A 13661-nucleotide genomic window follows, 5' to 3' on the forward strand; every position below is an offset into this window, starting at 1 on the left:
TTTTTTCTTATCAGAAAGGAGTTCTAACCATATGAACGAAGTAATCGAAACCATTCTTAATCATCGCTCGATTCGACATTTTGAGGACAAGCCGTTAACCGCCGAGCAGATCAAAACTATTGTTTCCTGTGCTCAGGCTGCGGCAACTTCTAGCTTTATTCAAGCCTATTCCATTATTGGGGTTAAGGACAAAGAGAAGAAGAAAAAGCTGGCTGCGCTTGCTGGAAACCAGGAATATGTTGCCAACAATGGTCACTTTTTTGTTTTTTGCGCCGATCTTTACCGCCATACGCTTATAGGCGAACAGGAACAAATGGAAGTCATCCCAACTCTTGAAAGTACCGAAAAATTTATGGTGGCATTAATTGATGCGGCATTAGCAGCACAAAATGCGTCCATTGCGGCTGAATCCATGGGGTTGGGAATATGCTACATAGGTGGTTTGCGCAATCATTTAGAAGAGGTAAAAGCGATTTTAAAAACTCCTGAAAGAGTGATCCCGCTGTTTGGGCTTGCCGTAGGCTATCCTTCAAAAATAACCGAAAAAAAACCGAGATTACCATTGGAACATATTTATCATGAAGAAGAATACGAGCAGAATCAAGAGGTATATCTGGATCAACTTCAAAATTATGATGAAATTATTTCACACTATTATTATGAGCGGACAAATGGTAAACGTCAGGATCGCTGGTCAGAGCAGATGGCAAACATGCTGTCTAAACAAACAAGAATGTATATGAAAGAATTTGTTCAAAAAAATAAATTGAATTTAAGATAAAAAAAGGGCCGCTTATCCGATAAGCGGTCCTTTTGGCTATACTTTTTATTTATTTTGTACCTGGTTTGTCATTAAACCCTGAAGTAAATATTGCTGCTAAGAAAGCTACCATTACGCAAAGGATTAGGAATAAGCTCATTGTTATGTAAATCCCCCTTCGTCATCAGATTTTCATTTTTACATATAGTTTTATTATAGCCTATCTTTGAAAAATGAAAAGGGCAAGATGGAAAGAAAACAAAAAAGTAATAGTCGATTACTTCTTGGTCACGCATGTTCAATTGATAAGGCGCATAGAGTATATTAATCGTCTCTGATTAAGCTACAGGGGGAGGGTATTATGGATATTTTAAAAAAAATCGAGATGTTTCGTGAAGAAGAGGAAAAACTTCGCTGGGAAGGTTCGTTTGCGGATTATTTAGAACTGTTAAAGGAAAAGCCATGGGTAGCACAGTCAGCACATTCTCGAGTTTATAATATGATTAAAGATGCTGGAATCGAAGCAGAGAAGGGGGCGAAAACCTATAATTTCTTCAGTCATCAATTATTTGGGCTTGAAGAAGCACTTGAAAGGCTGGTAGAGGAATATTTTCACCCTGCTGCCAAAAGGCTCGATGTCAGAAAGCGAATTCTGCTTCTGATGGGTCCCGTCAGCGGAGGAAAATCAACGCTTGTCACAATGTTAAAACGTGGATTGGAGAAATACTCGCTGACCGACCGCGGCTCGGTTTTTGCGATTAAAGGATGTCCAATGCATGAAGACCCGCTCCATTTAATTCCTCATCATCTGAGACAGGATTTCTATGATGAGTATGGAGTCCGCATTGAGGGTAATCTTTCACCGCTTAACATGATGCGGCTTGAACAGGAGTACGGCGGCAGAATTGAGGATGTATTAGTGGAAAGAGTCTTCTTCTCTGAAGACAAACGTGTCGGGATTGGAACATTTAGCCCGTCAGATCCGAAATCGCAGGATATTGCCGATTTAACTGGAAGTATTGATTTTTCAACGATCGCTGAATACGGTTCTGAATCTGACCCGCGTGCCTATCGTTTTGACGGGGAATTGAACAAGGCAAACCGAGGGATGATGGAATTTCAGGAAATGTTAAAATGTGATGAAAAGTTCCTTTGGCATTTGCTGTCATTAACCCAGGAAGGTAATTTTAAAGCGGGGAGATTTGCGCTCATAAGTGCTGATGAGTTAATCGTCGCCCACACAAACGAAACGGAATACCGCTCTTTTATTTCCAATAAGAAAAATGAAGCACTTCATTCCAGAATTATTGTCATGCCAATTCCGTACAATTTAAAAGTGTCCCAGGAAGAAAGAATTTATGAAAAAATGATTCGTGAAAGTGATGTGGCGGATGTTCATATTGCTCCTCATACGTTAAGAGTGGCGGCGATGTTTACGATTCTTACCCGCTTAAAGGATCCGAAGAAGGGCGATATTGACCTTGTGAAGAAAATGCGCTTGTATGACGGAGAAAGTGTGGAAGGCTTTAACAAAGCGGATGTCGATGAACTGAAGAAGGAATACCCGGATGAAGGAATGAGCGGAATTGACCCGCGTTATGTGATTAACCGGATTTCCTCGACAATTATTCGCAAAGACGTACCATCAATTAATGCACTTGATGTATTAAGATCGCTTAAGGACGGTCTTGACCAGCATCCATCAATTACAAACGAGCTGCGCGAGCGTTATATGAACTATATTTCAATCGCACGAAAAGAATATGATAATATTGCCAAAAAAGAAGTACAAAAGGCATTTGTGTACTCATATGAAGAGTCTGCTAAGACATTAATGGACAATTACCTTGATAATGTGGAAGCATACTGCAATAAAGCAAAGCTGCGTGACCCATTAACCGGTGAAGAAATTAATCCAGATGAGAAGCTTATGCGTTCCATTGAAGAGCAAATTGGTATTTCTGAGAATGCAAAGAAAGCATTCAGGGAGGAAATTTTGATCAGAATCTCCGCCTTTGCTAGAAAAGGCAAGCGGTTTGATTATAATTCCCATGACCGTCTTCGTGAAGCAATCCAGAAGAAGCTGTTCGCAGATCTGAAGGATGTAGTCAAAATCACAACGTCTACGAAAACACCAGATGAGCAGCAGCTGAAGAAGATTAATGACGTTGTGGCCCGCTTAATTGATGAACATGGTTATAATTCAACATCAGCAAATGAATTATTACGTTATGTTGGCAGCTTGTTAAACCGTTAAAAATGCTTGTGGTAAAAAATGAAGGACTGGCGGAAGAATCTGCCAGTCTGTTTTTTTCTAAAGTATTCGCCTGTTAATTAAGTACGTATATCCAAAAATATGTATGCTTGTCCATTTTTATAGGCAATAAACCATTTGTCTTAATTATTTGTAAATTATTCTCGCTTTCTGCATAGGATAAAGTAATCTATCTTTTGCCTGAATTTTTACACTCGCGTTATTGTATGACTTTGTGAAAAATGTGTGCATGTTTTATTAAAAAAATTTATAAGGAGGGGTTAAAATGACTGTCAATAACCATCAGTTTGTGATCTCTAAAGAAGATTGGTCCCTCCACCGTAAAGGCCACGATGACCAGCAGCGCCATCAGGAAAAAGTCCAGGAGGCAATCCGCAATAATCTTCCCGACTTAATTACAGAAGAGAGTATCATTATGTCTAATGGTCGCGATGTGGTAAAGATTCCGATTCGTTCATTAGACGAGTACAAAATTCGATATAATTATGACAAAAACAAGCACGTGGGCCAGGGGGACGGTGACAGTCAAGTTGGTGATGTAGTGGCACGCGATGGGTCAAGCGGACAAAAAGGTCCCGGTAAAGGGCAGGGTGCCGGAGACCAAGCTGGAGAAGATTATTTTGAAGCAGAGGTTTCATTAATGGAACTGGAGGAAGCATTGTTTAAACAACTGGAACTGCCGAATTTAAAGAAAAAAGAAGAGCAGGAACACCTAATTGAAAACATTGAGTTTAATGATATTAGAAAAACGGGATTAATGGGGAACATTGATAAAAAACGCACGATGATGTCTGCTTTTAAACGAAATGCGATGAGCGGCAAGCCGGCATTCCATCCGATTTACAAGGACGATCTAAAATTCAAAACCTGGAATGAGGTAGTGAAGCCTGATTCTAAAGCTGTTGTCATTGCAATGATGGACACAAGCGGTTCAATGGGAATATGGGAAAAATATATGGCCCGCAGCTTTTTCTTCTGGATGACCCGCTTCTTACGAACAAAGTATGAAACAGTGGAAATAGAATTTATTGCTCACCATACAGAAGCGAAGGTTGTTTCTGAAGAAGACTTTTTCTCTAAAGGAGAAAGCGGCGGAACGATTTGTTCTTCGGCCTACCGCAAAGCATTGGAAATTATTGATGCGAAATATAATCCACGGAAATTTAACATTTATCCCTTCCATTTTTCAGACGGTGATAACTTAACATCTGATAATGCCCGCTGTGTAAAGCTGGTCGAGGAGTTAATGAAGATCTCCAACATGTTCGGCTACGGTGAGGTAAATCAGTACAATCGTCACTCGACCCTAATGTCTGCCTATAAAAACATCAAAGATGAACATTTCCGTTACTACATCCTCAAACAAAAAGCTGATGTATTCCACGCTATGAAGAGCTTTTTCCAAAAAGAAGAAGAAAAAATGTACGCATAAGCGATAGCATTGGAAACAGGTGCCTGACACCTGTTTTTTTGCGTTTATTACCATTAATACTTTGAACGAAAAAAATAAAAAATAGGAGTGCAAGAAGAAATCATTCTTTTTGCAAAAGGGGGTAATACGGGTGATAAAGAAGTCAGCAGGTGTAGCTTTAACAGCGATGCTTACGATTGGACTAGCAGCTTGTAATAACAATAATAAAACCGGTTTAAATGACATAAACGATCGAAATGACCGGGTCGGCATGAATGTCACTAATCGTGATAATGATTGGAATGACTTACGTAATGTCCGCAATGATGATTGGACCCGCTATAACGGACCATTAACGGAAAATTATCGAAACAATGATAATGATTTAAATTTGTTTGACGGTAAGAATAAAACAAGAACAGACCGAGATATGATTTCGGCATACCAAACAACATTGAATAGTGATCAGTATCCTCAAACAAAAGCGGTATTAATTGAGGATGCAAAATATCAATTTATCCCAGCGGGTAATAACGGCATGTTTGATTCAGGGTTTTTTCAGCAATTTCAGCCATATTTAGGACAGCAAGCACCAGCGGTAAAGCCGCCGGTTCAGCATGCTGCTCCACAGCCGTCACAGCCTGCTCCTAAGCAAACCCAGCCGGGACCACAGCAGCCGGCGCCAAATCGGACTCCGGTACCAAAGCAAACCCAGCCGGCGCCAAATCGGACTCCGGTACCAAAGCAAACCCAGCCGGCACCAAATCAGACTCCGGCACCAAAACAAACCCAGCCTGCTCCTAAGCAGCCAGCAGCAACTGGAGCGATTAGTCAATATGCCCAGCAGGTAATTAATTTAACAAATGTGGAACGTAGGAAAAAAGGTCTTTCAGATTTGAAAGCCGATTCACAGTTAAGTGGAGTTGCCCAGAAAAAGGCCGACGATATGCAGCAGAACCATTATTTCTCTCATACAAGCCCAACTTATGGGTCACCGTTCGATATGATGAGAGATTTCGGTGTAACATATAAATCGGCTGGAGAAAATATCGCTCAAGGTCAGCGTACACCGCAAGAGGTAGTAACAGCTTGGATGAATAGTGAAGGTCACCGCGCCAACATCTTAAGTACAAAATATACCCATATTGGCGTTGGGTTTGAAGAAGCTGGAAAACATTGGTCACAAATGTTTATTGGAAAATAGAAAAGCTGACGGAAGAAAAAAATGATAAAACCCAGAACCAGAACCGACTGTTAATCCGGTCGGTTCTAGTTCCCATTTAGTAAAGAGATCGTTGGAAATTTAACAAGGATTGTTGTCCCATTTCCTACTTCACTTTGAACCCGGATGGTTCCATCCATAGCTTTAACAATACTATATACCACCATCATCCCTAAGCCGGTCCCATTTTTTCCCTTCGTGGAATAGAATGGTTCCCCCAGCCTTGCCAATTGTTCGCGTGTCATCCCCTCACCTGTGTCCTTCACAGTAATCGTTACTTCAGTTTGGCTGAACTCAGTAGATACGGATAAGTATCCACCATTTGGCATCGCTTCGATAGCATTTTTTAGTATATTGACAAAGCATTGCCGAAATTTTTGCAAATCCCCTTTTATAAAACCAATGATGGAGAAATCAGTATGTATTTCAACGGAGTTTTGATTAGCTAAGGGCTGAAGAAGGTTAATTGTTTGCCTAAGTTCACTTTTAACATTAATTTCCTCGATGGTTTCTAATGCTGGTTTAGCAAATGTTAAATAGTCCTGTATTACCCTTTCAGCGGAAAGCAATTCTTCTTTTACTATTGACAAATATTCTTTTCGCTTTTGTCTGGGAAGGTAATCATCCTGTAATAATTGCACAAAGCCAGTCGCAGCAGTTAGCGGGTTGCGGATCTCGTGGGAAATAGCCGCCCCCATTTGTTCAACAGCCTTTAATTTTTCAGCTTTAATTAGCTGCTGTTTCATTTCCTCATTCTTTCTAAAAAATTCAATTGAGTAGGAAATAATTAATACCCCAAGCGGTGGAATAAACAGATAGGCCGCGAGCACATCAAGCAGGGAAGATTCTGTTTCATTAAATCTTAATCCTACAAATGATAGCATTCCCAATGCCATACTAATAAGGACGGATATTGCCATCCGTCGAATTGCAGGCTGTTTCCCAAACCAAGGAAATAATCGCCAAGCAACGATGGCAAATGGGACATAAAGTGCGATGGTTTGATAAAAACCTAAATTAATGCCATACAAACCCCTTAATAGGACTGTGAAAGCTGCTAGGATTGGTCCAATTCCTAAATAAAGACTGCCAATGACTAACGGAATGACCCGTAAATCATACCTGGCGTGGGGAACCGGATGATAAGAGAACTGAATGCAGCTCCATAAGAGAATAATGAAAAAAATAATATAGGAGGGTTTTGAAAAGGTCAATTTTCTGTTTTTTTCAAGAAAAATAAAGCAAAAAAATAGCACGATAATAATTATGGAAAGATTCAGAAAAAAGTGTTTAGTAATTTCCATTAACTTCACCGACCATAAAAGGATGATAGTAAAATTTTACAGCTTTTTTGTACATGTTACAACAAAATTCTACAAGCATAAAGAAAAAAGGCTTGAATCTTCAAGCTTTTTTCATAAATTAACGGTTGAAATGGTGTTCCTTCCATTTGACTTTGATAAATATAGTGCTGAATCCGCTTTTGCGATTAATTCTTGCGGTTTCACCAATGCCTCCGGAATGATGGTTGTAGAAACGATACTTAATGTAACAGTGGAGGATACCTTGGAATTATTGTGGGGAATATGCAGTTCCTGGATAACAGCCTGAACTTGCTTCGCTGCTCTCATTGCCTCATTTTCGCTGGATTGTGGTGAATATAAACAGAAAAATGATAAGCTATAAAACCGCTTATAAGAGCGGGGATTTTAACGATAATTGCTTGTTTTTAAATAATTGCCCCAATATGGAGAAGGTGGCAATTAATAGTGCTAAATTAGCGATAAAGTCTTTTAACATTCAAGAATCTCCTGTAAAACGCATTATGGTAAATTTTTCAGCTTTCCAATTATACTATAAAAAATAGTTAATTTTGACGAAATTTGATTACAATATGTAAAAAGTTTTATCTTCATTCGACATTTTCCGGGAAATAAATTAGTACTAAGGACATACTTTTGAGGCGGCAAGTTCCAGAATGATCAGATAAGAATATTGGTATAGACAACTATACATGGGAATGCTACTATAAAGAGGACATATGAAAGGAAGTCTTGATATGGATAAAATAAAATCTACTTCTATTTTACTTAAGGGAATTCGTGTTTATACAGAGAATGAAATAATTGAAAATGGCTATATCAAAATCAAAGACAACTTAATAGACGAAATAGGAACAACAGATCGGCTTGGGAGTATGGAGGATTATGAAGTGCTGGAAATCCCTTCAGGATATCATGTAGTACCTGGCTTTATCGATGTTCATATACATGGAGTGAATGGGGCAGACACGATGGATGCAACAAAGGAAGCACTTGATACAATGGTGATGGCATTGCCAAAAGAAGGGACCACCAGCTTTCTTGCGACAACGATTACTCAAGAGGCAGAGGAAATAGAAAAGGCTATTAAAAATGCTGGCGAATATATTGAAATGCAGTCCGGTCAAGGAAAGGCGGAAATCCTTGGTATTCACTTGGAGGGTCCATTTGTGAATGCGAAAAAAGCGGGAGCACAGCCTATTCAGCATATCATTGATCCGAATCTTGAATTGTTTAAACAGTGGCAGGCATTGGCTAAAGGAACAATCAAGCTTGTGACATTAGCACCAGAGCGGCCTGGGGGCTTAGAAATGGTCCGTTACTTAAAGGAAAATGGGGTTATTCCGTCTATCGGCCATACAGATGCCACCTTTGAGCAGGTGAGCGAAGCCATTGATGCCGGGGCAAATCATGTGACACATCTGTATAATCAAATGAGAGGACTGCATCATCGGGAACCTGGTGTTGTAGGTGCTGCATTTTTACGTGATGAATTAAAAGCTGAAATGATTGTTGATGGTGTCCATGTCCATCCGGAAATGGTCAATCTCGCTTATAAACAAAAGAAAAGTAAAGGCTTGTTGTTAATTACAGATTCAATGCGGGCAAAATGTTTGAAAAACGGCACGTACGACCTTGGCGGACAAGAGGTAATAGTACAAGACGGCAAAGCAGTACTGGGAGACGGGACGCTTGCCGGAAGTATATTAAAGCTGGGTCATGCTGTGAAAAATGTCTTACAGTATACAGGTTGTACAATTTCAGAAGTAATAGAAATGGCGTCGGTTAATCCGGCAAAACAATTAAATGTTTACAATCGAAAAGGCAGTCTTGCGGCAGGAAAGGACGCCGATATTGTCATTCTTGATGATCAAATGAATGTTTATATGACTTTTTGCCGAGGAGAGGTCGCCTTTAATAAAGAGGAGGAAGCTTAAGATGAATTTGATTAAAGTAAAAGATTATGCAGAGATGAGTCAAAAGGCAGCGGAATTTATTATCGATAAAGTACGTAGTACACCAGGGCTAAAGCTCGGGCTGGCAACAGGAGGAACACCGGTAGGAACGTATCAAAAACTGATTGAAGATCATCAAAACAATAAAACATCTTATCATGATGTTGTTACATTTAACCTGGATGAGTATATCGGACTCTCAGGGGAAAATAAGAACAGCTATCGTTTTTTTATGGACAACAAGTTATTCAATCATATTGATATTGAAAAAAGTAATACCTTTATTCCCCGTGGTGATGTTGAGGATATTATTTCAGAATGCAGGAAATATGAAGAATTAATCAGCAAGCATGGCGGCGTGGACCTGCAAATTCTAGGTATTGGCGGCAACGGGCATATTGGATTCAATGAACCGGGTACGTCCTTTGACACCAAAACCCATGTTGTAAATTTAGCCGACTCCACCATTGAGGCTAACGCTAGATTCTTCAACAGTATGGAGGAAGTTCCAACGCAGGCCATCACGATGGGGATTTCCTCTATTATGAAAAGTAAAGAAATCCTGCTGCTCATTTCCGGTGAGGGTAAAAGAGAGGCAATGAAGCAGCTGCTTCATGGGAAAATTTCTGAAGAGTTTCCCGCATCTGTTTTAAATACTCATCCCGCTGTTACCATTATTGCCGATCAAGCGGCATTAGCCGATTAAAAAGAGGAAGTGTCAGTAGGAGAATGATTAATAAGAATTCCCCCATTCCACTTTATTATCAGCTTGAAGAATATATTAAAGGGCTAATTGAAAAGGGCGAGTTGAAACCTGGTGATGCACTGCCGCCGGAACGGGAATATGCAGAAACAAATCAAATCAGCCGAATGACAGTCAGGCAGGCCTTTACCCAGCTGGTAAACGAAGGTTACCTATATCGGATACAGGGCAAAGGAACATTTGTGGCGGAACGGAAAATTGAACAGCCTCTGCAGGGCTTGACAAGCTTCACCGAAGATATGAAGGCAAGAGGGCTCGTGCCTGGAAGCCAATTAATACACTTCGAAACGATCGCGGCTCCAAACGGAGTAGCAAAGCAGCTGTTAATCCCAGAAGCCGCACCGATTTATGAAATCTCTAGGATTCGTTTAGCTGATGGTGTTCCAATGGCGTTAGAAACCAGTTTTATTTCTGCCGAGTTAATTACAGGGTTGACGGAGGAAATTGTAAATCAATCCTTATACGCCTATATGGAAGAGCAATTAAAACTAACGATTGAAAGCTCAACCCAGATTATTGAGGCTTCGATTGCAAATAAGGAAGAGGCTGAATATTTACAAATCAGTGAAGGTGCTCCAGTGATGCTGATTCAAAATATTGCATACTTAGAAGATCGGACGCCGGTGGAATTTGTAAAATCTGTTTTTCGTGCCGACCGTTACAAATTTATGATTCAAAAGAAACGCCAGAAACTATCTGGAAATTAAAAATAGGATTTAGGAGACAGGTACTTATTTGGTATCTGTCTTTTTACTTGAAATAGTCCCAATATTTTTTCCCCTTTATTATACCGCTTACAAAAAAGTTATTGACGAAAGTAATTAGACGATGATATTCTACAACTAGATCAATTAATTAGTTTAATAAACTAATTAAAAAGCCGAAATTCTCGAGAATGTCTACTTTTTTTATATTTTATTGTAAAGGGTTTCAAATACTAAAAGGACAAAAGGGGGAGCCGAGATGTCAAGGAAAGATAGGAAGGTTACGTTACGTACCAGTGTTGGCTTTGGATTAACAGATATTATGGGGGGTGGGGCCTTTACCATTATCGGTGCTTGGTTATTATTCTTCTATACAACGTTTGTTGGGCTGACACCCGTTGAAGCTGCTTCTATTATTTCTATTGCACGTGTTGTTGACGCGATTATAAGTTTGTTTATAGGAAGTTTAACCGATAACTTCTTAAAAAATAAATTAGGAAGAAAATTTGGAAGACGCCGGTTTTTCTTATTAATTGGTTCCCCGTTAATGCTTACTTACATTTTATTGTGGGTAACAGGAATGAACTATTGGTATTATCTATTCACTTATTTATTGTTTGAAGTTGTGGCAGCAATGGTTCTTATACCTTGGGAAACGTTACCATCTGAAATGACAAAGGATTTCAACGAAAGAACAAAAATGTCAACCGCTAGAATGTTTATCTCCGGTACGGGCACATTTTTAGCTACTTTTGTCCCTGGGCTGCTAATTTCCTATTTTGGAAATGATAATTCATATGCGTATTTTATTAATGGTGCATTCTTTGCTGTGCTATTTGCGGTATGTGTATTTATTGCCTATAAATCGACATGGGAAAACGAGCTTTCCCCAGAAGAAGAAAAAGCACTATTGGCAAACTCAAATGAACCAAGAAGTTTTAGTAAAACAGTTAACTCTATTGTTGAAGTTTTGGCAGGTTATGTTTCGACCTTTAAAATTAAAAGTTTCCGTAAACATTTAGCCATTTATATTTTCTCGTTTACTGCGAAGGACGTATTTAATGCGGTATTCATCTTCTTTTGTGTATATGCGTTAAATATCTCAGCAGCGACTGGGGCTAACTTACTTTCACTAAGTATTATTGGGATCCCTACGACAATATTATCTGGAATCTTGTTCGCAAAAATTGGACCTTCCAATTTATTTAAAATTGCTTATTCTACAATGATTGTATGTTTATTAAGTTTCTGGGCCATTTATTTAGTTAAACCAAGCTCAATGATTGTCATTTTATTTGTGATCGCTGGCATCTATCAAATCGGTAGAAGTATGTTGGAGTTTACTCCTTGGAATGTGTACCCATTTATTCCGGATGTTGATGAAATTGTCACTAAACAAAGACGTGAAGGACTTTTTGCGGCGGTTATGACCTTCTTTAGGAAAACTTCTGTAGCAATTGCAACGATGATTGTTGGTTTTGTACTGGAATTCGGAGGGTTTGTTAAAGGGCAGACAACACAATCTCCTGAAGCCATTCAAACCATTGTGTATACATTAGTAATTGGAACGATTGTATTGCTTCTTATTGCGCTATTTATTGCATTTACTTTCAAATTAAATAAACAAACACACGCAATCTTAGTGAATGAAATTGAGCGCTTGAAAAATAACGGCTCAAAAAGCGATGTGGATCCAAAAACAAAAGAAGTCGTAGAAGAGCTTACTGGATATCACTATGATAATATATGGGATAGTGAAGTGGCAGAAAGTAAAAAATGGAAGATCTCGTAAGAAGTAAAATAAAAAATCCATTAAAAAATCCCCTTCTCGACCTATTCGGCTGAGAAGGGGATTTTGTTGCTGCACAATTAAAATTCATTTTGGAGTGCTTGATTTTCAAAATTTAGATTCAGTATTGGAACATCTAAGAAATGTTTAATAGCAAGTGCACAAGCTCCCAAACTGCATGCTTTATCCCCTATTGAGGAAATTAATAATTCTTGATAATGGCTGATGGAAGAATGAAGATTTTCCCTAATTTTATGAATAGAATTTGGATACATTCTTAGGAATTCACTATCAAGGACTAAAACATCCGGATTATATAGATTGATCATATTATTCAATCCAATGGACAAATAATAGATAAATTGTTCCATCTTGTCGTGAATGTCCTCATCGCCTTCATCAAGCCATTTTTGAATATGTTCATAAGTCATATTTTTTATTTTTCTATCTTCGGATAGTTGTTTGAAAACACTTGCTTCTGATGCGTATTTTTCCCAGCAACCTTTATTTCCGCATTCGCATTGTTTTCCTTCAGGTACAACAATCATATGCCCGGCTTCTCCGGCATAGCCGTTATGACCGCGGAAAAAATCATTATTTCTCATCATACCAAGTCCAATTCCTGAATAGAGAGTTGCACATAGAAGATTATCTGTCGAGTGGTGTACAAAAACACGTTCAGCAAACGCGCATAAATTCGCATTGTTTTCTATATAAATATCAATCCCGATTTCTTTTTCGAGATCATTCTTTAAGTTAATATCATTCCAGTCGAATCGCGGTACGTAATGGATAATTTCATCTTTTGAGACAAGGCCGTGGATAGCAATAACAATCCCTACTATACCATAGCGGTTGTCTTTCCATTCCACTATGTAATTTTTAATCTGATCAATTAAAATAGGAAGGGTTTCTGAATAGGCTGTCGTATTAATCTCAATTGTGTTTGATGAAATCGGAATACCTAGGAGGTTTGATAAGGTAAAAGTAATTTTACCAAAATCAAGGTCAATGCCCAGCGCATAGCCTGCGCTTCCGTCTAGCGAAAGCATGATAGGCTTTCTTCCAACAGAATTATGCTCAAGCTGCTGCTCTACAATCAGCCCTTCTTCCAATAAGTCAGCTACCTGAGCGGAGATGGTAGCTCTCGTCAAGGCTGTGGCTTTGGATAGGTCTGCCCTTGAAATCAGCCCTTCCTTAACAATTTCTTGAATTATGATTGAACGATTAATTCTTTTAATATAAGCCGCATCACCAGTAACCATTTGAATCCTCCATTTCTACGAAGCAAAAAACCTTCGCTCCTATTATAACAGTTAATAGGCGTAAGGTCTTAATTATTTTGGCAGTTAATAATCTGATAATTGACGAAAATAAATAAACGTGGTAACGTAAATATATATTTAATTTGTTTAATAAACAAATTAATAAAAAGATATCTATTTTTTTATATAATTCTG

The 13661-nt window shown here is 38.8% G+C and carries 10 protein-coding genes and 1 pseudogene; 8 read left to right on the forward strand and 3 right to left on the reverse strand.

Features of this window, described 5'->3' with window-relative positions; all coding sequences use genetic code 11:
• Positions 1 to 31 precede the first annotated feature (31 nt).
• The 4 genes from nfsA to A6749_RS19170 all read left to right on the forward strand — a co-directional run bounded on the left by nfsA (position 32) and on the right by A6749_RS19170 (position 5650).
• Complete coding sequence (gene nfsA / locus A6749_RS19155) at positions 32 to 781, forward strand: oxygen-insensitive NADPH nitroreductase (protein ID WP_066394229.1); 750 nt, start codon at positions 32 to 34, stop codon at positions 779 to 781.
• A 340-nt stretch (positions 782 to 1121) separates the two neighbouring features.
• Positions 1122 to 3017 carry a PrkA family serine protein kinase gene (locus tag A6749_RS19160; RefSeq protein WP_066394231.1) on the forward strand — a complete coding sequence of 632 codons (1896 nt, stop codon included), beginning with the start codon at positions 1122 to 1124 and terminating at the stop codon, positions 3015 to 3017.
• Between the two features lie 283 nt (positions 3018 to 3300).
• Positions 3301 to 4467: a sporulation protein YhbH gene (gene yhbH, locus A6749_RS19165; RefSeq protein WP_066394233.1), complete on the forward strand. Its 1167-nt coding sequence runs from the start codon at positions 3301 to 3303 to the stop codon at positions 4465 to 4467.
• Positions 4468 to 4876: 409 nt separating this feature from the next.
• A complete protein-coding gene (locus A6749_RS19170; RefSeq protein WP_066401058.1) occupies positions 4877 to 5650 on the forward strand; it encodes a CAP domain-containing protein in 774 nt (257 codons plus the stop codon).
• Between the two features lie 65 nt (positions 5651 to 5715).
• Here A6749_RS19170 and A6749_RS19175 read toward each other — a convergent pair whose 3' ends face one another.
• Positions 5716 to 6972 carry a sensor histidine kinase gene (locus A6749_RS19175; protein WP_066394241.1) on the reverse strand — a complete coding sequence of 419 codons (1257 nt, stop codon included), beginning with the start codon at positions 6970 to 6972 and terminating at the stop codon, positions 5716 to 5718.
• Positions 6973 to 7083: 111 nt separating this feature from the next.
• Positions 7084 to 7326 (reverse strand): annotated as a pseudogene (locus A6749_RS27780) (diguanylate cyclase domain-containing protein); the annotation flags it as partial.
• A gap of 401 nt (positions 7327 to 7727) precedes the next feature.
• Here A6749_RS27780 and nagA point away from each other — a divergent pair.
• The 4 genes from nagA (at position 7728) to A6749_RS19200 (ending at position 12204) form a co-directional block, all read left to right on the forward strand.
• Positions 7728 to 8927, forward strand: a complete 1200-nt coding sequence (gene nagA, locus A6749_RS19185) for an N-acetylglucosamine-6-phosphate deacetylase (protein ID WP_066401059.1) — start codon at positions 7728 to 7730, stop codon at positions 8925 to 8927.
• A 1-nt stretch (position 8928) separates the two neighbouring features.
• Positions 8929 to 9651 (forward strand): glucosamine-6-phosphate deaminase, encoded by a 723-nt coding sequence (gene nagB, locus A6749_RS19190; RefSeq protein ID WP_066394245.1) that lies wholly within the window; start codon positions 8929 to 8931, stop codon positions 9649 to 9651.
• A 23-nt stretch (positions 9652 to 9674) separates the two neighbouring features.
• Positions 9675 to 10415 (forward strand): GntR family transcriptional regulator, encoded by a 741-nt coding sequence (locus A6749_RS19195; RefSeq protein ID WP_066394246.1) that lies wholly within the window; start codon positions 9675 to 9677, stop codon positions 10413 to 10415.
• Positions 10416 to 10671: 256 nt separating this feature from the next.
• The gene (locus A6749_RS19200; RefSeq protein ID WP_066394255.1) at positions 10672 to 12204 is read left to right on the forward strand and encodes an MFS transporter; all 1533 of its coding nucleotides are present in this window, start codon (positions 10672 to 10674) and stop codon (positions 12202 to 12204) included.
• A gap of 77 nt (positions 12205 to 12281) precedes the next feature.
• Here the strand turns inward: A6749_RS19200 and A6749_RS19205 are convergent, their stop codons facing one another.
• Positions 12282 to 13466, reverse strand: a complete 1185-nt coding sequence (locus tag A6749_RS19205; RefSeq protein WP_066394260.1) for an ROK family transcriptional regulator — start codon at positions 13464 to 13466, stop codon at positions 12282 to 12284.
• Positions 13467 to 13661: the final 195 nt, after the last annotated feature.

The organism is Neobacillus mesonae, assembly GCF_001636315.1.
GTDB classification, from domain to species: domain Bacteria; phylum Bacillota; class Bacilli; order Bacillales; family Cytobacillaceae; genus Neobacillus; species Neobacillus mesonae.